Origin of the sequence: Burkholderia metallica (genome assembly GCF_001718555.1) — a bacterium.
GTDB lineage: Bacteria > Pseudomonadota > Gammaproteobacteria > Burkholderiales > Burkholderiaceae > Burkholderia > Burkholderia metallica.
In genome coordinates, this window is sequence record NZ_CP013402.1 from 657073 (window position 1) to 675817 (window position 18745).

At 67.8% G+C, this 18745-nt stretch carries 17 protein-coding genes; 7 read left to right on the forward strand and 10 right to left on the reverse strand.

What is annotated here, in order from left to right; all coding sequences use genetic code 11:
- Positions 1–75: 75 nt before the first annotated feature.
- Entirely contained in the window at positions 76–1020 is a 945-nt protein-coding gene (locus tag WJ16_RS18820) for a hypothetical protein (RefSeq protein WP_069258562.1), read from the forward strand.
- A 49-nt stretch (positions 1021–1069) separates the two neighbouring features.
- On the forward strand, positions 1070–2299 hold the full coding sequence (locus WJ16_RS18825; protein ID WP_069258563.1) for an ATP-grasp domain-containing protein: 1230 nt from the start codon (positions 1070–1072) through the stop codon (positions 2297–2299).
- A 243-nt stretch (positions 2300–2542) separates the two neighbouring features.
- Here the strand turns inward: WJ16_RS18825 and WJ16_RS18830 are convergent, their stop codons facing one another.
- Positions 2543–3061: a GNAT family N-acetyltransferase gene (locus WJ16_RS18830; RefSeq protein ID WP_208607013.1), complete on the reverse strand. Its 519-nt coding sequence runs from the start codon at positions 3059–3061 to the stop codon at positions 2543–2545.
- Positions 3062–3481: 420 nt separating this feature from the next.
- Here WJ16_RS18830 and WJ16_RS18835 point away from each other — a divergent pair, with 420 nt between their 5' ends.
- Entirely contained in the window at positions 3482–4585 is a 1104-nt protein-coding gene (locus WJ16_RS18835; protein ID WP_069258564.1) for an extracellular catalytic domain type 1 short-chain-length polyhydroxyalkanoate depolymerase, read from the forward strand.
- Positions 4586–4658: 73 nt separating this feature from the next.
- On the opposite strand, the gene WJ16_RS18840 is transcribed toward WJ16_RS18835, so the two are convergent.
- From WJ16_RS18840 to WJ16_RS18855, 4 genes are all read right to left on the reverse strand, one after another.
- A complete protein-coding gene (locus tag WJ16_RS18840) occupies positions 4659–6428 on the reverse strand; it encodes a histidine kinase (protein WP_069258565.1) in 1770 nt (589 codons plus the stop codon).
- Positions 6429–6506: 78 nt separating this feature from the next.
- Positions 6507–7925: a response regulator c-di-GMP phosphodiesterase, NosR family gene (gene nosR, locus WJ16_RS18845; protein WP_069258566.1), complete on the reverse strand. Its 1419-nt coding sequence runs from the start codon at positions 7923–7925 to the stop codon at positions 6507–6509.
- Positions 7926–8062: 137 nt separating this feature from the next.
- Positions 8063–8512, reverse strand: coding sequence for a GNAT family N-acetyltransferase (locus tag WJ16_RS18850; protein WP_069258567.1), 450 nt, complete (start codon positions 8510–8512; stop codon positions 8063–8065).
- A 105-nt stretch (positions 8513–8617) separates the two neighbouring features.
- Positions 8618–9055 (reverse strand): tetratricopeptide repeat protein, encoded by a 438-nt coding sequence (locus tag WJ16_RS18855; RefSeq protein ID WP_069258568.1) that lies wholly within the window; start codon positions 9053–9055, stop codon positions 8618–8620.
- 418 nt (positions 9056–9473) lie between these two features.
- On the opposite strand from WJ16_RS18855, the gene WJ16_RS18860 reads away from it, so the two are divergent.
- On the forward strand, positions 9474–10115 hold the full coding sequence (locus WJ16_RS18860; RefSeq protein ID WP_069258569.1) for an ABC transporter ATP-binding protein: 642 nt from the start codon (positions 9474–9476) through the stop codon (positions 10113–10115).
- A gap of 225 nt (positions 10116–10340) precedes the next feature.
- On the opposite strand, the gene pntB is transcribed toward WJ16_RS18860, so the two are convergent.
- The 3 genes from pntB to WJ16_RS18875 form a co-directional block, all read right to left on the reverse strand.
- Positions 10341–11753 carry a Re/Si-specific NAD(P)(+) transhydrogenase subunit beta gene (gene pntB, locus WJ16_RS18865; RefSeq protein WP_069258570.1) on the reverse strand — a complete coding sequence of 471 codons (1413 nt, stop codon included), beginning with the start codon at positions 11751–11753 and terminating at the stop codon, positions 10341–10343.
- 13 nt (positions 11754–11766) lie between these two features.
- Complete coding sequence (locus tag WJ16_RS18870; protein WP_069258571.1) at positions 11767–13359, reverse strand: Re/Si-specific NAD(P)(+) transhydrogenase subunit alpha; 1593 nt, start codon at positions 13357–13359, stop codon at positions 11767–11769.
- Positions 13360–14152: 793 nt separating this feature from the next.
- Positions 14153–15058, reverse strand: coding sequence for a LysR substrate-binding domain-containing protein (locus tag WJ16_RS18875; RefSeq protein WP_069258572.1), 906 nt, complete (start codon positions 15056–15058; stop codon positions 14153–14155).
- A 165-nt stretch (positions 15059–15223) separates the two neighbouring features.
- On the opposite strand from WJ16_RS18875, the gene WJ16_RS18880 reads away from it, so the two are divergent.
- From WJ16_RS18880 to WJ16_RS18890, 3 genes are read left to right on the forward strand one after another with little or no spacing between them, the layout of a single operon-like run.
- On the forward strand, positions 15224–15760 hold the full coding sequence (locus tag WJ16_RS18880) for a sugar ABC transporter (RefSeq protein WP_069258573.1): 537 nt from the start codon (positions 15224–15226) through the stop codon (positions 15758–15760).
- 7 nt (positions 15761–15767) lie between these two features.
- On the forward strand, positions 15768–16094 hold the full coding sequence (locus WJ16_RS18885; protein ID WP_069258574.1) for a hypothetical protein: 327 nt from the start codon (positions 15768–15770) through the stop codon (positions 16092–16094).
- 18 nt (positions 16095–16112) lie between these two features.
- The gene (locus WJ16_RS18890; protein WP_069258807.1) at positions 16113–16958 is read left to right on the forward strand and encodes an MBL fold metallo-hydrolase; all 846 of its coding nucleotides are present in this window, start codon (positions 16113–16115) and stop codon (positions 16956–16958) included.
- Positions 16959–17406: 448 nt separating this feature from the next.
- Here WJ16_RS18890 and WJ16_RS18895 read toward each other — a convergent pair whose 3' ends face one another.
- Both WJ16_RS18895 and WJ16_RS18900 read right to left on the reverse strand, forming a co-directional pair.
- Complete coding sequence (locus WJ16_RS18895; protein WP_069258575.1) at positions 17407–17955, reverse strand: glutathione peroxidase; 549 nt, start codon at positions 17953–17955, stop codon at positions 17407–17409.
- 115 nt (positions 17956–18070) lie between these two features.
- A complete protein-coding gene (locus tag WJ16_RS18900; protein ID WP_069258576.1) occupies positions 18071–18721 on the reverse strand; it encodes a DJ-1/PfpI family protein in 651 nt (216 codons plus the stop codon).
- Positions 18722–18745: the final 24 nt, after the last annotated feature.

Sequence of the window (18745 nt, forward strand, 5' to 3'; positions counted from 1 at the left end):
CGTTCGAGGAAACCGCATGCCCTCCGCTGTCCGCCCCGGCTTCGCCATCGCTCACCGCCGGCCCGAGGCGCGCCCGTGCGCGCGCTGATCGCCGCGCTGGTGCGGCGCGGCCCGACGGTGCTCGCCTGCGGCGTCGGCCTCGGGCTGCTGGTGCCGCCGCTCGCCGATCTCGCGCGGCCGCTGATGCCGGTCACGGTGTTCCTGTTCGTGCTCGGCACGCTGCTGCGCGTCGAACCGAGCGCGGTGCACGCGGTCGCGCGGCGGCCGGCCGTGTCGCTACTGCTGCCCGCCGCGACGATGATCGCGTGCCCGGTCGCGCTCGGCATCGCCGCGCGGCTCGCCGGGATGCCGTACGACTGGGTCGTCGCGCTGGTGATCGCGTACTGCGCGCCGCCGTCGAGCGGCACGTCGACGATCGCGCGGATGCTGTCGCTCGATGCAAGCGTCGCGCTCGTCGCGACGCTCGCATCGATGGTGTTCGTCCCGCTCACCGCGCCGCTGCTGACGGCCTGGTTCAGCCACGACGCGGCCGTATCGATCTCGCCGCTGAATCTCGCGTTGCGGCTCGCGCTGCTGATCGGCAGCGCCGAGGGCGTCGCGCTGCTCGTGCGGCGGTTCGCGGGGTCGCGGCTCGACCGCTACGCGACGCCGATCGATGCGACCGTCGTCGTCGCGCTGCTGGTGTTCGCGCTCGGCACGATGGCCGGCATGCAGCAATCGATCATCGACGCGCCGCACCGCGCATTGACCGCGATCGCGCTCGCGTTCGCCGTCAACGCGGGGTTCCAGGTCATCGCGTACGGGCTCACGCCCGGCGACGTGCGCACGCGGCTGAACGTCGCGCTGATCGTCGCCAATCGCAACGTCGGCCTGATGTGGGCCGCGCTCGGGCTCGCCGCGACGCCGACGATGGCGCTCGTGTTCACGTGCGCGCAGTTGCCGATCTATACGTTGCCGCGCGTCGTCCAGCACCTGCTGCCGCGCCTCGAAGCGCAGCGCCTGCGCCGGCGCGCGCGCTAGCCGGCCGGCAACGCCGCCCCCCGCTTTCGCACTCGACCAAGGACCCAGCATGAAGCGACTCATCGTGATCGGCGCCCGCGCCACCGGCAGCAGCGTCGCGCTCGTGCGCGGCGCGCTCGCCCGCCACGCAGCCGTGACCGTGATCACCGCGCCCGGCCACCGTCTCGACGGCGTGTTTCCGGCCGGCGTCGAGACGATCAATCTCGAGCCCGACGCCGGCCAGCTCGCCGGCTGGCTGCGCACGCGCTTTCCGGACGAACTCGACACGCTGCGCGTGACGACCGCGCACGACACCTATGCGCGCACCGCCGCGTGGGTCGCCGACGCGCTCGGCCTGCCCGGCCCCGACGCGCGCCACGTCGCGCACGCGGTGTCGAAGTCGAACCAGAAGGCGCTGCTCGCCGCGCACGGCATCCCGGCCGCGCAGTTCGTCACGGGCACGCTGGCCGCGCCGGCGGCGCTCGCCGCGGCGGCCGCCCCGCTGCGGTTCCCGGTCGTCGTCAAGCCGTCGGAAGGCTCGGCGAGCGACGGCGTGCGGCGCTGCGAGGACATCGCCGGCGTACGCGTGCAGCTCGACGCGCTCGCCGCTGCGCAGACCGCTGCGCAGACCGATACGCAGGCGCTTGCAACCGAGCGCGTCGTGATCGAGGAATTCCTGAGCGGCAGCGAATACTGCGTCGAGTATTTCGACGGCCGCTACGTCGGCGCGCTGCGCAAGCTGAAGCGGCATGGGGCCGGCTTTCTCGAGCGCGGCTATACGTCCGAACTCGATCTCGACGCGGACACGCTGCGCGCGCTGATCGACGTCGGCGCGCGCGCCACGGCCGCCGCCGGGCTGACCTGGGGGCCCGTCCACCTGGACTGCATCGTGCACGACGGCGTGCCGCACGTAATCGAGCTGAATCCGCGCATCGCGGGCAGCTTCATCTGCGACATCGTGCGCGACGGCTACGGCTTCGACGTGGCCGAAGCGCTGCTCGACAAGCTCGACGGGCGCGCGGTGACGATTCCCGAGCTGTTCGAGCCGCACGCGTACGCGCGCGCCGAATTCCTGCTCGACAGCGATCCCCGCGCGTGGCGCTTCGCGCAGGCGGGCGAGCTCCGCGACGGCGCGGTCACGATCAACTACGGGCCGCAAGTGCTGCCCGATCGCGAGCGGCGCGCGTTCCTGTATGTGCGGATCGCGCTGCCGACTGCGCACGACGCAGCCGGTGCGTCGGCGCATCACGGTGCGTCGGCCCACGCGACGACGGTTGCACAACCGGCCGTTTCCGGCTGACGCGGTGGGTGGCACGATCACGCGGGCGACCTGCCGTTTCCGCGCATCAACGGCATCCCGTGCCATGTGATCGAGGCTTGCCGCTCGACCGCGCCGTTTACGCTCGTCACCGGGTTTCCCGATGAAACGATCGAAGGCGACGCGTTCCGGCCGGCGCACACGACGCCGGCGCGTGCAGTCGAACTCGCCGCCGGGCTGTACCTGGATGGTCTGCCCGGCTTACGGGCGCCCCCACCCGCGTCGTCACACGCTACGCCCGAGCAACTGCCCCGGCCATCCGTCCACGTCGAAGGTTGAAATGCGCCGATACCCGCACGACTCGTAGAAGCGCACCAGCGCGCCCGTGCCGCCGCCGTAGCAATCGACCCGCAGGCGCCGCACCCCGGCCGCCCGGGCGCGCTCGTCCGCGAAAGCCATCAGACGCCGGCCGACACCGCGCGCCCGCGCGTCGCGCGACGCGACCAGCACGCGCACGTAGATTTCCGGCTCGGTCGCGGGCGGCACGTAGGGCATGGATTCGCCGAGGATCAATGCGCCCAGGATGCGGCCTTCCCGATCCTCCGCCACCCATGCGTCGGGCAGCGCGCAGGCTTCGGTCACGAGCGCAATCCGCCTGGGCTGGGTCGACCACGGCTCGCGGCCCCATTGCCCTTCGTTGCCGATCGCGGCGAACCACGCGACCACGTCATCGAAGATCGCCAGCACGGCCGGCGCATCGAGCGCGCTGGCCCGGCGAATCACGGGTTCGTCCGTTCCTGTCATCGTCAAGATCGACACTCCTTCGCCGGATTCGACGACCGGCGCATGATGGGATGTAAAACCGGGATGCCCGAGAACGAGCGCTCGAACGTGCTACGGTACCGACATTCCGCGCCGTCGATCAAGGCGTGACGTGGCGGCACGCTGCTGCACCGGCGGTAACCGGGCGGTCGACGGGGCCGGAGCACGCGTCGATTCGCACGCGCGTCACATCGGCCCGTTAACGTCGACAATGGCAGAATCGAACCGGATCGCCGCCGTTCCGCACGATTGCGCTTGCCGTTGCATTCGACCGGCCGACCTGTTCCGACACGCAAGCGGCGGCAGCACGAACCTTGCTGCGCGCCCCCCTTACGATTCTCGACTCGACGGCGGAATCGGCCGCATCGTCCCGCCCCGGCCGGCACCGGCACGAAATTGCACATGCCCAGGAAAAAAACCAGCCTCTGGTTACGGCCTCTCGAACTGCTCGCCGCCGCCACCGGTGCGCGCCCGGCGAAGCGCCCGACGAAGCGCACCGGCAAGCCGCGACCGGCCGCCAAACGGGCGATCAAGCCGGCCGCCCGGCCGGCCGCTACCGCCCGCACCGCCGCCGCGCCGTCCCCCCGTACTCCGACGAACAAAGCGCCCGGCACATGGCTGCGCTCGTTTCATTCCGCCGGCCCGAGCGCGGGCCGCTACGTGAACCACCTTGCGTACGCGCTGTATCTCCCCGCCGCGCCGGCGACGACAGCCGGCCTGCCGGTCGTCGTCATGCTGCACGGCTGCAAGCAGAGTGCCGAATCGTTCGCGGCAGGCACGCGCATGTGCGGTCTCGCCGAGCGCTCGGGCTTCGCGGTGCTGTTTCCCGAACAAGCCAAAGCCGCGCATGCGCACCGCTGCTGGCACTGGCATGGCGACGCAACGGAGTCCGAAGCCGCGGCCGTCGTGTCGCTGGTCGACGCCGTCGCGCAACGGCACGGCTTCGATCGCGACCGGATCTACCTGGCCGGTATGTCGGCCGGTGCGGGGCTCGCCGCGGCGCTGGCGTTGCGCTATCCCGACCGATTCGCGGCCGTGGGCCTGCACTCCGGCCCCGCCATCGCGCCGCCGTCGTCGACGATGGCGGCGATGAACCTGATGCGTCGCGGCCTGCGCGACGAACCGGTCCGCGCGGTCGACGCGTGCGCCGACGTCGCGTCCTATCCCGGCATGCCGGCCCTCGTCGTGCACGGCGCGCTCGATACGGTCGTGACCGACCGGAACGCGACGCAGGTCGGCATCCAGTTCGCACGGCTCAACCGGCTCGTCGACGAGCACGGCGCGCTGCGCGTCGGCGAGCAACGCAGCCATGCGCGCGACGAGGTCGACTACGTCGACTATCTGAAGGGCGGCCGGCTCGTCGTCAGGGTCTGCATCGTCCGCCGGCTGCCGCACGCATGGAGCGGCGGCGACCCGCGCGAGCCGTTTCATTCCGCCACCGGGCCGGACGCCGCCGCGATGTTCTGGCATTTCTTTCGTCGCCAACGCCGCCAGCGCCCGCGATGACACGCGGCAAACGCGGCAAACACGGCAACCGCGCGAGCCGCGCCGGCCCGTGGCGTACGACGCCGTCATCCGCTCACGCCCGCTGCACCAGCGCTTCCGGGTTCACGCGCGCGCCGCTGCGCCGGATCGGCAGCCGCACGCAGAACGTCGTGCCGCGCCCGGGCTCGCTCGTCACGTCGATGGTGCCGCGATGCCGCTCGACGATGCCGTGCGATACCGACAGGCCGAGGCCTGTGCCCTGCCCGACCGGCTTCGTCGTGAAGAACGGATCGAAGATCCGCCGCACGACGTCGGGCGTCATCCCGGCTCCGGTGTCGCTGATCGCGATCGACACGTGCTCGCCGTCGCTCGACGTGCGGATCGTGATCACGCCGCGCTCGGCAATCGCCTGCGCCGCGTTCACCAGCAGGTTCATGAAGACCTGGTTCAACTGCGACGGCAGGCACTCGACCGGCGGCACGTCGCCGTAATCGCGCACGATGTCGGCCTTGTACTTGAGTTCGTTGTGGACGACGTTGAGCGTGCTTTCCAGGCCCGCGCGCAGATCGACCACGCTCCACGCGTCGCTCGCCGGACGCGAAAAATCGCGCAGGTCCTGCACGATGCGCCGCACGCGCAGCGCACCGTCGATCGATTCGTCGATCAGCGTCGCGATCTCGGCGCGCACGTAGTCGAGATCCGCCGCGCGGGCCTTCGCCGTCAGCGCATCGCGCGCGGCCGGATCGAGCTGCGCCGCCACGGCTTCGTGCGCGGCGATCACGTCGAGCAGGCCATCCACCCACGTTTTCAGCGTATTGAGGTTCGCGCTGACGAAGCCGATCGGATTGTTGATCTCGTGCGCGACGCCGGCCGCGAGCTGACCGATCGACGCGAGCTTTTCCGATTGCAGCAACTGCACGTGGGTTTCCTCCAGCGCGTGCAACAGGCGTCGCTGCTCGTCCTTCTCCTGTTCGAGCCGCGCCTGGGCGGCCTTGCGTTCGTCGATCTCGGTCGCCATGTTCTCGCGCGTACGCTGCAGCATCGCCGTCGTCTGTTCGTAGCGGTGCAGCGCGCGTTCCAGTTCGGCGGTGCGCACGCGCACGAGCCGTTCGAGCGTGTCGGTCATGCCGCGCAGAAAGGTGGTGCGCGCATCGAACCGGCTCAGCAGCAGCGTGACGACCAGTGTCCCCGTCGTAAACAGCGCGACGGTCGTCGCGAGCCACGGCATGTCGACGCCGTTAGCGGCCCCGCACCGCGCGTCCGGCGCGAAGTGCGCGGCCGCCATCGCCGTGTAGTGCATGCCGGTGATGGCGAGCCCCATGACGACGGCCGCACCCACCCGCTGAGCGGTCGCATGGCGCGCCTGCCGCGCGCGCAGCGCCTGCGCGATCCACAGCGCGGCCGTCGATGCGATCACCGCGATGCCGATCGATGCGGCGAACAGCACGGCATCGTAGCGAATGGCGGGCGTCATGCGCATCGCGGCCATCCCCGCGTAGTGCATGCCGGCGATCCCGCCGCCCATCAGCGCGCCGCCCGCGAGCAGGCGCCGCCAGCCCAGCCGCGCGCGCGTGACGACGGTCAGCGCGAAGTACGACACGAGCACCGCGATCGCCAGCGACGCGCCCGTGTCCGGCCACGCGTAACCGAGCGGAATCGGCAGCGAAAACGCGAGCATGCCGACGAAATGCATCGACCAGATGCCGGTGCCCATCGCCGCCGCGCCGCCGCACAGCCACGCACGCCTGAGCTTCGGGTTGTCGAGCAGCGAAATGAAGCCGGCCAGGTCGAGGGTCGTATAGGACGCCAGCGTCGCGATCGCGAGCGACAGCAGGACGAGCAGGAGATGGTAGGTGCCGTGCATGATCGAGCGCCCGAATCGAGAGAAGTGCGTGGCAGCGGCGCACACGCGCACCGCGGTCGTCAGGCCGCGCGCGGACGCTCAGGCAGGCGCGGCGCCCGCGTTCGGTGCGCCCGCGGGCTTCACCGCCGCCTGCCCGGCCAGCACGAGGATGTCGAACGGCGTCCCCTCGCGCGTCTCGAAGCGGCGCACGAGCTCGATCTGATGCGCGGACATCACGCTGCCCTTGGTCATCAGCAGCACGCCGCGATGCGTGCGCAGATCGTCGGCGAGCTGCATCCCTTCGCGCAACTGCGCGGACTTGACCTCCGCGACCGACGCCGCGATGCCGAGGCTCTCCGGGTCGCGCATCAGCTCGATCAGGCGTTCGACGATCTGCGGGTCGTAGCGCACGCCGGCCTGCGAGCGCAGCGCGTCGAGCGCCTGCTCGACCGAATGCGGCGCGCCGATGTCGCCGTTGCGCAGCCCTTCGAAATCGCGCGCGACCGCGACGATCCGAGACCCTTGCGGGATCGAGTCGGCTACCAGCCCGTCCGGCGTGCCGCGTCCGTTGAAGCGCTCGTACTGATGCAGCACGATCGACGCGACCTTGTGCAGTTGCGCGACCGGCGTCAGCACCATCTGCGCGCGCAGCGGATGCTGCAGGAACAGCCCGTGTTCCTCGGTCGTCATTCGCGCGAGCGGCTTGTGCAGCAGCTCGTCCGGCAGCGACAGCTTGCCGATGCCGTGCAGCAGCCCCGCGAAATAGACGTCCTGCGCATGCAGCTCGCTCATGCCGGCGGCCAGCGCGAGCCGCCGCGCGATCTCGCCGACCCGCATCGCGTGACCGCTGGCGGACCCGCAGCGCAACTCGATCATGCTCGCGCAGACCTGGACCATCGCGGTGAAACTGCTTTTCAGGTCGCGCTGCGCGGCTTCGAGGAACATCACGGTCTGGCCGAGTTCCTCCGTGCGCGCGCGCACCTGCGTTTCGAGTTCCGTGTTGAAACGGCGCAGCGCTTCGTTCTGCGCTTCGGTCAACGCGGCCAGCCGGGCCGCTTCGCGCCGCAGGTGCCGCTGTTCGAGCGCGTGCTCGATGGTCAGCAGCAGATCGTGATCGTCCCACGGCTTGTTCAGGTAGCGATACACGCCGCCTTCGTTGACGGCCTGCATGACCGACGCGATCTCCGCATAGCCGGTCAGCAGGATGCGCATCGTGTCGGGGTAGCGTGCGCGGGCGCGGGCCAGGAACTCCGCGCCGCTCATGCCCGGCATCCGCATGTCGGACACGATCAGGTCGACTTCGCGCGACGCCAGGATCTCGAGCGCGGCCTCGCCGCTTTCCGCGGTCAGGATCTCGTAGCCGGCCGGCCGGAACACGCGCCGCAGCGCCGACAGCAGGCTCGGCTCGTCGTCGACCAGCAGGATCGACGGTACGCGTTCCGCGTTGTCGTCGGGGGCCGCCGCCGCGGTCGTTGCAGGCGATAGCGCATTCGGTCCGTTCGTTGCAGATGTCGACATGACTGGCCTCGGATCATGGACTTATGGTCTCTCTGCAACAACGGCATGCGCCGCGCATTCCGTATCCGGGAAAACACGGATGCGCTTGCGCGGCTCGCCCCGCGGATGCGTGACCGCAGCGCGAGCCCGGATGCGATCTACGCGAGCGCCGGGCCCGGTTCGCGCACGTAGTAGATGTCCCACTCCGTTTCGTCGGCCTGCACGAAGCCGTGCCGCGCATAGAAGCGGTTCGAATCGCTGCCGCGCAGCGCACCGACGCGCACCGGCACGCGCTGCGCGTCGGCCTCGGCGAAGATCCGGCGCAGCACGGCCGCGCCGATGCCCTTTCCCTGGTGCCCGGGCACGATGTACAGATGGTCGAGCAGCCAGTGGGCTTCCTGCGGCCGGACCACGAAGAAGCCGGCGTTCACGCCATCGGCTTCGATGAAGCGGCACAGCGCCGGGTCGAACGACGCGAGAAACCGCTCACGCGCCCGCTGCGGATCGAAGCGGCCGATGCGCTCGAGACTGTCTCGCATCGCGGCGATGCGGATGGCGACCAGCGTTTCGGCATCGGCGCGGGTGGCGACAGGAAAGTGCAGAGTCATGGGCGGGTTGCGCGCTTGTGCAGACAATGCCCGGCCTCGCGGCGCGGGCGTCGAAACCTGCTCGCGATGCCGGCCGGCGCGCGGCACGACACGAGCGTGTGGGCGTCAGGGCGTCTCGATCCCTTCCGCCCGCGTGGCCAGGAAGCGCAGATACTTGCCGTCCTCGTCCTCGAACAGCTCCGGCCCGCCGCCCATGTACGCGCGCATCAGCTCGTCGGCTGCGCGGTCGAGATCGCCCAGTTCGAACTGGCACTGGCCGAGCCGCAGATGCAGGAACGGGTTGCCGAGCGCGTTCGGGAAGTGCATCGCGTCGCCGAGCGTGTCGCGGCCTGCCGCGTAGTCTTCCTTCAGGAAATTCGCGTCGCCGATCGCGGCCATCAACCAGGTGCCGGCCTCCCAGTTCGTTTTCGGTTCGGGAAGCAGCGCGAATCCCGCCCGGAATTTTTCCAGTGCGCCGTCATAGTCCCCGTCTTCCATCAACGCATCGCCCGCGTCGCTCAGTGCGCCGATCCGCTCGTACAGCGCGTTGTCCAGTTCTGCCATGTCGAATTCCTGTTCCGGAGTTGAAATCGGCCCGATGCGGCCGTGGTCGCGATGCGATCGCGGCGTCGTGTGCCGTGTTGCGCGCCGTCTTGCCGCCCGGTCGTTCGCCCGGCCGGCATTCGTCGAGCATACCCGAGCCGTATTACCCGTGCCTGCGACGCGCCGGGCCGTCTGGTTGAGCCTCGTGCGCTGGCGCTGGCACGATGGTTCGCCGCTTGTCGCCGTCGCTTCGAGGTAGCCGACGATCCCCGGCGGATCGCATCGCGGACGGCGGCGGCACGCGTCTGCCCGGCCGCCCCGCGCCACGCATTACACTATCTGCCGCAACGCCACCCCGACGATCCGTATTGCCGGCCATCCTGACGCCCGTGATCCGGGTCACGCTCACCGGGCCCCATTTCGTTCGACCTACCGATCCATGCTCCGCTTCGACAATCTCGGCAAGCGCTACGACAAGCGCGTCATCTTCAACGGACTCCACTACGCATCCGACACCGGATGCGTCGCGCTGTGCGACGAACAAGGCAGCGGCAGGTCGACGTTGCTCGGCATTCTCGCCGGCACGATCGACGCCGACGAAGGAGAGGTGTGGCTCGGCGGCCATTCGCTGCGTACCGCGCCGCTCGATGCGAAATCCACGCTGGCGTACATCCCCGACGATTGCCTCGCGTATCCGTCCGAGACCGGACGCGGGTTCCTCGACGTCGTGGCGGCCGCCAGAAAGACGGCCGTCAGCGCGCGCACGCTCGAACTGGCGGATCGATTCGGGCTGGGCCCGCATCTGGAGAAGCGTTTCGAGCAGATGTCGTTCGGCACGCGCAAGAAGCTGTTCCTGACGGCGACGACGCTCGGCGCGCCGGCCGTCGTGATCGCCGACGATCCGGACAGCGGGCTCGATGCCGCGTCGCGTGCGGTTCTGATCGACCTGTTCAGGACGCTGGCCGCCGACCGTACCGTCTTTTTTTCGAGTCACGATCCGGCGCTGGCGCAAGCGTGCGGCGCAACGGTCACGTGTTTTGCGGCGCTTGGCGCGGCGGGACAGGCGGCTGCGTCGCCGTGATGTGAAGGACGGCGCGTGACCGCGCTGCACGGGAACGAAACGCGACGGTACGCGTCGCGGCAACGGCGGATCGATCGCCGTCGTGTGCGGAAGGCGCGAAACGAACGCTTCCGCTTCGCCCTTCCGTGATGTGTATTTCGCGCGTGCCGGGCGCCGATCGACCGACCATCCTGCATCATCGCCGGTGATCGTGCGCCCAGCGCACTCGCTTGCCGCTGCTTCGCGTCAGGCCTTCAACGCGCCGAACACTTCGTCCAGCATCTTCTTCGCGTCGCCGAACAGCATCCGGTTGTTGTCCTTGTAGAACAGCGGATTGTCGACGCCCGCATAGCCGGACGCCATGCTGCGCTTCATCACGATCGACGTCTTCGCCTTCCACACCTCCAGAACCGGCATGCCGGCGATCGGGCTGCCCGGATCTTCCTGCGCGGCCGGGTTCACGATGTCGTTCGCGCCGATCACCATCGACACGTCGGCGTCGGGGAAGTCGCCGTTGATTTCGTCCATCTCCATCACGATGTCGTAAGGCACCTTCGCCTCGGCGAGCAGCACGTTCATGTGCCCCGGCATGCGGCCGGCCACCGGATGGATCGCGAAACGCACGTCGACGCCCTTCTCGCGCAGCACCTTCGTGAGTTCATGCACGGTGTGCTGGGCTTGCGCGACGGCCATCCCGTACCCGGGCACGATGATCACGCTCTTCGCGTCGCGCAGCAGCTCGGCCGTCTCCAGCGCGCTCACCGCCACCACTTCGCCGGCCGGCTGCGCGCTGCCGCCCGCCGACGCGGGCGCACCGCTGCCGGTGCCGAAGCCGCCCGCGATCACGCTGATGAAGTTGCGGTTCATCGCGCGGCACATGATGTACGACAGGATCGCACCCGACGAGCCCACCAGCGCGCCGATCACGATCAGCAGGTCGTTGCCGAGCATGAACCCGGTCGCCGCCGCCGCCCACCCCGAGTAGCTGTTGAGCATCGACACCACGACGGGCATGTCCGCGCCGCCGATTGCCATCACCATGTGCACGCCGAACAGCAGCGACACGACCGTCATCACGATCAGCGGCGTCATCCCTTCCTGGATCGTCTCCGCATGCAGGAACGCGCGGCCGTAGTAGATCACGATCAGCAGCGCGGCCAGGTTCAGCCAGTGCCGCGCCGGCAGCAGCAACGGCTTGCCGCCGATCTTGCCGGAGAGCTTGCCGAACGCGATGACCGAGCCCGCGAAGGTCACCGCACCGATCAGGATACCGACATAAATTTCCACTTCGTGGATCGCGTGCTCGGCGCCCGTGAACTGCACCGACGTATCGATGTAGCTCGCGAAACCCACCAGGCACGCCGCGAGACCGACCAGGCTGTGCATCAGCGCAACCAGCTCGGGCATCTGCGTCATCTGCACCTTCTTCGCCGCGTAGAGGCCGACGGCGCCGCCGACGACCAGCGCGGCCACGATGTACGGAATGCCTTCGGCCGATACGCGCGGGCCGAGCACCGTGGCGAGCACGGCGATCAGCATGCCGATCATGCCGAGCAGGTTGCCGCGGCGCGCGGTCTCGGGATTGGCGAGCCCGCCGAGGCTGAGGATGAACAGGATGGCCGCGCCGATATAGGAGACGGTAGTCAGATTGGAAGTCATTGTGGTCGTCTCCTTACTTGCGGAACATCGCCAGCATGCGGCGCGTCACCGCGAAGCCGCCGAACATGTTGACGGCCGTGAGCGTCAGCGCGCCCACCGCCAGGCCCAGGATCAGCCCGGACGGGCGGCCGTCCGCCGCGGCTTCGCCAAGCGGCGGCGCGACCTGCACCAGCGCGCCGATCGTGATGATCGACGAGATCGCGTTGGTCACGCTCATCAGCGGCGTATGCAGCGACGGCGTGACGTTCCAGATCACCATGTAGCCGACGAAGCAGGCCAGCACGAACACCGTGAAGTGCGACAGGAACGTGGCCGGCGCGAACTGGCCGACCAGCAGGAACGCCAGTGCGCCGACGGCGAACGTGATCGCGAGCGACTTCGCCGACATCGGCGCGCCGCTGCCGTGACCGTGGCCCTTCGATGCGGCGGCCGCGACCGGCGGCGCGGCGGGTTTCGGTACGGCGGCCGGCTGCTGGATCGGCGGCGGCGGCCACGTGACGTTACCTTCCTGGATGACCGTGAGCCCACGGATCGCATCGTCGTTGAAGTCGACGTTGATCGTGCCGTCCTTGTTCTTGCACAGCTCCTCGACCACGCGCAGCAGGTTGGTCGCATAGAGCGTCGACGACTGTCGTGCGAGACGCGACGCGAGATCGGTGTAGCCGACGATGGTCACGCCATGACGCACCACGGCCTCGCCGGGCACCGTCAGTTCGCAGTTGCCGCCCTGCTCGCCGGCCATGTCGACGATCACGCTGCCCGGCTTCATCGACTGCACCATCTCGGCCGTGATCAGCTTCGGCGCCGGCTTGCCGGGAATCAGCGCGGTGGTGATGATGATGTCCGCGTCCTTCGCCTGCTGCGCGTACATCGCGCGCTGCGCCTGCTGGAAGCCTTCGCTCATCACCTTCGCGTAGCCGCCGCCGCCCGAGCCTTCTTCCTCGTAGTCGACCTTGACGAATTCACCGCCGAGCGACTTCACCTGGTCGGCCACTTCCGCGCGCGTGTCGTTCGCGCGCACGATCGCGCCGAGGCCCGCGGCCGTGCCGATCGCCGCGAGGCCGGCAACACCCGCGCCGGCGACGAACACCTTGGCCGGCGGCACCTTGCCCGCCGCCGTGATCTGGCCGTTGAAGTAGCGGCCGAACGCGTGCGCCGCCTCGATGACCGCGCGGTAGCCGCTCACGCCGGCCATCGACGTGAGCGCGTCCATCTTCTGCGCGCGCGACAGCGTGCGCGGCAGCGAGTCGATCGCGAGCACGGTGGCGCGCTTCGCGGCCAGCTGCTGCATCAGTTCAGGGTTCTGCGCCGGCCAGACGAAGCCGATCAGCGTGCCGCCCTCGCGCATCAGCGCGACTTCGTCGCTGCTCGGCGGACGCACCTTGAGGACGACGTCGCTGCGGCCCCATAGATCGGCAGCCGACGCCACGACTTCGGCGCCGGCCGCACGGTAGTCGTCGTCGCTGAAGTTCGCGCCGGTGCCGGCACCGCTTTGCACGGCCACCGAGAACCCGAGCTTGATCAGCTTTTCGACCACATCGGGAACGGTCGCTACGCGCCGCTCCTCGTGGGCCGTCTCCAGAGGGACCCCAATCTGTAATGTCATATCCTGAATGTCAGTAGTGGCCGTCGCAAGGAGTTACGGCCCGCGTTTCAAGTCACCCAAACTCAAATCCGTGTACGACTTCATGCCGCCGGCAGCTTCGCACTGCCGAGCGGATTTCACAAACGGTCCAGCCTCTAGATCATCGTCTTGTCAGATCGAAGCGGCGCATGTTCACGCCTGATCTTTCCGACGAATCGCCGGGATATGTTCATTTCGGAACGGAATCGCCAAGCATATCCCGTGCCATGCTCTTTCCGAAATTTATATTTTGAATCGGCGCGTATTCAATCCATGAATCCCCTGTCTCGACACGACGGCCCCGGCAACCTCCCGCATCCCCGCCAGCGCCGCCCCGTCTGGGCCGCCGACTCGTGAACCGGTTTGACACGCGATAATCCGGCTTGCGGCACACAAGCATCGGAATCGGTTTCATCGATCCTCTTCCATTCGTCGGCATCATGCGATGTGTCGCGCGCCCACGACATCGTCCGTGTGGCCGACGATCTCCGGTGTCGGCGAGTTTAAAGGAGAACGCAGTCGATCCGGCTATCCCGGATCGAATCCGGCGACGATCGTGTTCATGCCGCGCGACGTGGGGCACGCACGCGATGCGCGTTTTTTTGCGGCATGCAGGTCGAGGTGTCGATTCGCAATGCGCACGGCCGTGAACGAGTTTTGATCCGCGAACACTAATCGCGTCACGCATTCGCGTCGATCCGCTCTCGCGCGTTCGCGCTGCCCGGCGATCTCCGGCGGGCACGAAACCTCAACGACACAGGCTTGGCGATGCGCGTCAGGCGCTGCCGTGCGGCGCCCGTTCGCGGGCTTCGTTCAGCACCCATGTCGCGAATGCCTGCAACGGCGCCGCGGTCAATTCAATCGGCTCGGGCAGCACGAGGCAGAAGTTCTTCGTGATCGTCCTGCCTGCCGGCCACGGCGCGACCAGCCGGCCCTGCCGGAGTTCGGCGTCGATGTACAGGCGCGGCACCAGCGCGACACCGAGGCCCGCCAGCGCCGCCTCGATCAGCATCGAATGAAGATCGTAGCGCGCGCCGACCGCCGAATTGGTCAGCACGATGCCGGCCTCCTGCGCGTAAGCCTGCCATGCGTCCGGGTTCTGTCGGCGGTGAAGACGCGGCAGCGCATCCAGCGACGGGTTCGCGCCGGCGCCCGCGAGCAGCGCCGGGCTGCACACGGGCACCAGCACTTCCTCCACCAGCGGATGCAGATGCATGCCCGCCCATGCCGGATGCTCGAAATGAATCGCTGCGTCGAAGCCGCTGCCAGCCAGCAGGAACGGTTCCATCCGCTCGGCGAGATGCACGGTGATGTTCGGATGCCGCTGTTGAAAGTGCGCGAGCCGCGGGATCAGCCAGCGGGTCGCGAAGGTCGGAATGGCGGCGATCTCGATGCTCGCGCCTTCGACCGGTTGCCCCATCAGGTACAGGCTGTCCCGTTCCAGCCGATCGAGTATCTCGCGAACCTGCGCCGCGTAGCGCGCCCCGTTCGGCGCGAGCCGCACCCGATTGCCGATCCGCTCGAACAGCGTGACGCCGAGAAACGCCTCCAGCCGGCCGATCTGACGGCTGACGGCACCCTCGGTCCGGGCGAGTTCGTCGGCCGCTCGGGCAAAGCTCCCGTGTCGGGCGGCGGCTTCGAACGCCTGGAGCGCGGAATTGCTGGGGATCTTGCGGGGCATGGGCGTCTCGCCGGTGAGGTAGATCTGCCGTCAGCTTGAACAAATATCACTGAAGGCTGACTTTAATTCGTTTTATTGCGTGGAAATGCGAGCTTAGCATTACGTCCGCGCACTGAATATCCCGCGCTCGCCGATGGATGCGCATCCTGTTCAAAGGACGATTCGATGATCTACACCGTGGAATGCAGCTTCGCCGACCTTGACAGCGAAGCCGAATGGAACGACTTCTACAGCCTCGAAAAACTGCCGGCGCTGATCTCGGTGACAGGGTTTCACACGTCGCAGCGGTTCAAGGCGATGCGCGGTGGATGCCCCGTCTACCTGGCGATCCACACGATCGACGGGCTCGACGTGCTGACCGGCGACGAATATCGCCGCAAAGGCGGCGGCAACTTCGCGAAGTGGCAACGACACATCACCGACTGGCACCGGAATCTCTATCGCGCGAGCGGCTTCGCGCCGGCGGTGAAGGACGACGAACGCATCGTGCTGTGTGCCGGCGGCGCCGATCCGCTGATCCGGCTGGGCCTCGAACCGCGGGCGATGCAGGCCGTGGCGCTCGACAAGTCTCCGGAGCAGCGCTGGCTTGCCGTCGTGCCGGAGAGCCATGCACTGCTTGCCGGCGCTCTCCCAGAAGGCGTGCACCTGTACGCGCCGATGACGCCGCAACTGACGAGCGCGCTTTCCACCGCACAGGAGTAGGCCAGCGATGCCGAACGTCACTATCTCGATCGATGCGACGCGGATGCCGCCCGACGAAAACCTCGCCCGGTTATCGCGCGACTGCGTCGAGCTGTGTACGCACGTGCTCCGCGCGGAGGTCCGGAACGTCCACGTCATTTTTCTGGCGGTGCGGCACGGTCATGGACATCCCGTCTTCGCGGACATCCGCTATCGCGTCGGTGCATCGCGCACGCCGGACGTCATGAACCGGTTCATGGAGGCGCTGGATCAGGCGATCGTTCGCCACACCGGTCTCGCCGCGCGCATTCGGTGTTTCGGCTACACCGCATCGAACCTTCACGCCCGCAATTAGGCACTTCGGAGCAACATGATGTCCACCGTTACCTTTCCCCATCAGCAGGTCGGGGATTTCACGATTACCGCGATCAGCGACGGCTATCTGACGGCCAGCCTCGATTTTCTGTCGAATATCGATTCGGACAACGCAGCAAGCATGCAGCGCGATGCCGGGCAAACGGCGCCCGCGGCCGTGCATATCAATTGCTACGTCGTACGCGCAGCGGGTCGCACCATACTGATCGACGGCGGGGCCGGCGGGTTCAGGCAATGGGGCGGGCGCCTTTTGGCGAATCTGGCGCTCGCCGGAATCGAGCCTGCTGCGATCGACACCATCCTGCTGACCCATGCGCATCCCGATCACGTCGGCGGGCTCGTGAACGACGCCGCGCAGATCGCGTTTCCGAATGCGGAGCTGGTCGCGCATCGGCGTGAGGTTGCGTTCTGGCAGGACGACGGCAATCTGAGTCGCGCGAGCGAGCGGGCGCGCGGCAATTTCGCCAAGGCACGCGAGGTGTTCGAAGCCTATCGCGACAGGCTTCGCGTGTTCGACGACGGGCAGGTCCTCCCCGGGATTCACGCGCTCCCGCTGCCCGGGCATACCGACGGACACACCGGCTATGTCGTCGAATCGCGCGATCAGGGCCTTCTCGTGTGGGGGGACGTCGTGCATTTCCCGCATATCCAGATTCAGCGGCCGGACGTATCGATTGCCTTCGATCACGATGCGTCGCTGGCCGTGGCTACGCGCGTGCGGCTGCTGGACCAGGTCAGCGCGGACGGGCTGTTGATTGCCGGCATGCATCTGGGCGAACCCGGCTTCGCCCGCATCGAGCGAACGCGTGGCGGCTATGCGCTGCGCTACGCGAGCGAAACATGAAGCCGCACGGCTACCGGCGTGCGATGCCGCCGCGTCACGCCCGGATACCGTAAGTACCCGATCATGCCGAGTGGCGCTTTTCGAGGGTTATACGACCTTTGCGCCATTCGCGTCGCGCTCCATACTTCGCGTGGACGATCAGGCAGGGACAAGACGCACGAATGCAATGGCGTCTTGAACCTGTTGCCCGATCCCTCACGACGTAGAAAGGAGCAAGAAGCCGCGAAGGCCGCCGTGCGCTCGCTCGCCCGCAGCGGGCCCTATGAGTTTCTCGACCGGAAAAATCCGCTTCAACGCAATCGCGCCGGGTGCGATCGACACGCTGCTGCATCGGAGACCTCCCGCACCGTCCGCGAAACGCCCGACCGACCCGAATCACCGAATCATCGAATCGCCGAATCACCGACATCGTCAGGTCGATCCGGCGACGACCGCACCGCACGCCAACTTACGCGACCTTGGCAAGCTCCGCGTCGATCGCGGCGACCAGCTTCGGATCGTCCGCGGCCGTATCGGGCGAGAAACGCGCGACCACTTCGCCGCTGCGGCTCACGATAAATTTCTCGAAGTTCCAGAGCACGTCGGGTGCCGGATTCGGTTGAATCCCGTAGCCTTCGAGGCGCGCACGGAACGGGCCGTCACCGGTCGCCTGCGGCTGCGCCCGGGTGAGCGAGCGATAGAGCGGATGCTGGTCGTCGCCGATCACGGAGATTTTCGAGAACAACGGAAACGTCACGCCGAAGGTGCCGGTGCAGAAGGACTGGATTTCCGCATCGGTGCCCGGCTCCTGCCCCTTGAAATTGTTGGCGGGAAACGCGAGCACTTCGAGGCCGTCGGCGCGCTTGCCCTCGTAAAGCGCTTCAAGCCCTTCGTATTGCGGCGTCAATCCGCATTTGGACGCCACGTTCACCACCAGCAGCACTTTTCCTTCATACGTGCGCAGCGTGGTTTGCGCGCCATCGATCGCGTTGACGGGAATATCGTAAATCGTGCTCATGTCTGCATCCTTGCATTGATCGAACTGATGGGTGAATGCACGACGCTCGAACGAGCGACGTGCACAGGCAACGACGGTGCTGCAACCTGTCAGGTATGCAGAATAAAATGCCGGATCACTGCTGAACCCGTCCGACTGCGACGGACGCATCACCGTCTTTGGCGGGCGACGAAAGATAAGGCTCGATATTCGCGAGCGCACGCGCGACGTACTCGTCCTTTTCCCCGACCGGCGCAACGTAATGCAGCGCGCTGCGCGCGGCATCCTCACCCTCCAGGCGCGCAATGATCCATGCGGCCAGATACTGCGACGCAAAACAGCCGCCGGCCGTCGCAACGTTCCCTTGCGCGAAGAACGGCTGATTGAGGACGTCGACGCCGGCCTCGACCACCCACGGTTTGGTGGTGAGATCCGTGCAGGCCGGAACGTGGTCGAGCAAGCCGAGCTTCGCCAGAACCAGCGTGCCCGAACATTGGGCGCCAATGAGCTGCCGGGCGGGATCGAGATGCAACTGCGCCATCAGCGACGCGTCGTCGACCACTTCCCGCGTTCGAATGCCGCTTCCGACGATCACGGCGTCCGCCGTGCGCGCATCCGCCAACGTCGACTGCGCCTGCACGGTCACCCCGTTCATCGACGTGACGAACGGCTCCGGGCAGGCAAGCGTGACCCGCCAGTCGGGCTTCCTGATGCGATTGAGCACGCCGAGCGCGATGAGGGAATCGAGTTCGTTGAAGCCCTGGAAGGTCAGAATGGCGATGTGCATGGGGAGGCCCTGTCCGAAGTCGGG

Bases quoted from the DNA above. Each gene is read 5' to 3' on its own strand.
- WJ16_RS18825 (WP_069258563.1), top strand. From the start codon at position 1,070: ATGAAGCGACTCATCGTGATCGGCGCCCGCGCCACCGGCAGCAGCGTC.
- WJ16_RS18830 (WP_208607013.1), bottom strand. From the start codon at position 3,061: ATGACAGGAACGGACGAACCCGTGATTCGCCGGGCCAGCGCGCTCGAT.
- WJ16_RS18835 (WP_069258564.1), top strand. From the start codon at position 3,482: ATGCCCAGGAAAAAAACCAGCCTCTGGTTACGGCCTCTCGAACTGCTC.
- WJ16_RS18840 (WP_069258565.1), bottom strand. From the start codon at position 6,428: ATGCACGGCACCTACCATCTCCTGCTCGTCCTGCTGTCGCTCGCGATC.
- nosR (WP_069258566.1), bottom strand. From the start codon at position 7,925: ATGTCGACATCTGCAACGAACGGACCGAATGCGCTATCGCCTGCAACG.
- WJ16_RS18850 (WP_069258567.1), bottom strand. From the start codon at position 8,512: ATGACTCTGCACTTTCCTGTCGCCACCCGCGCCGATGCCGAAACGCTG.
- WJ16_RS18855 (WP_069258568.1), bottom strand. From the start codon at position 9,055: ATGGCAGAACTGGACAACGCGCTGTACGAGCGGATCGGCGCACTGAGC.
- WJ16_RS18860 (WP_069258569.1), top strand. From the start codon at position 9,474: ATGCTCCGCTTCGACAATCTCGGCAAGCGCTACGACAAGCGCGTCATC.
- pntB (WP_069258570.1), bottom strand. From the start codon at position 11,753: ATGACTTCCAATCTGACTACCGTCTCCTATATCGGCGCGGCCATCCTG.
- WJ16_RS18870 (WP_069258571.1), bottom strand. From the start codon at position 13,359: ATGACATTACAGATTGGGGTCCCTCTGGAGACGGCCCACGAGGAGCGG.
- WJ16_RS18875 (WP_069258572.1), bottom strand. From the start codon at position 15,058: ATGCCCCGCAAGATCCCCAGCAATTCCGCGCTCCAGGCGTTCGAAGCC.
- WJ16_RS18880 (WP_069258573.1), top strand. From the start codon at position 15,224: ATGATCTACACCGTGGAATGCAGCTTCGCCGACCTTGACAGCGAAGCC.
- WJ16_RS18885 (WP_069258574.1), top strand. From the start codon at position 15,768: ATGCCGAACGTCACTATCTCGATCGATGCGACGCGGATGCCGCCCGAC.
- WJ16_RS18890 (WP_069258807.1), top strand. From the start codon at position 16,113: ATGTCCACCGTTACCTTTCCCCATCAGCAGGTCGGGGATTTCACGATT.
- WJ16_RS18895 (WP_069258575.1), bottom strand. From the start codon at position 17,955: ATGAGCACGATTTACGATATTCCCGTCAACGCGATCGATGGCGCGCAA.
- WJ16_RS18900 (WP_069258576.1), bottom strand. From the start codon at position 18,721: ATGCACATCGCCATTCTGACCTTCCAGGGCTTCAACGAACTCGATTCC.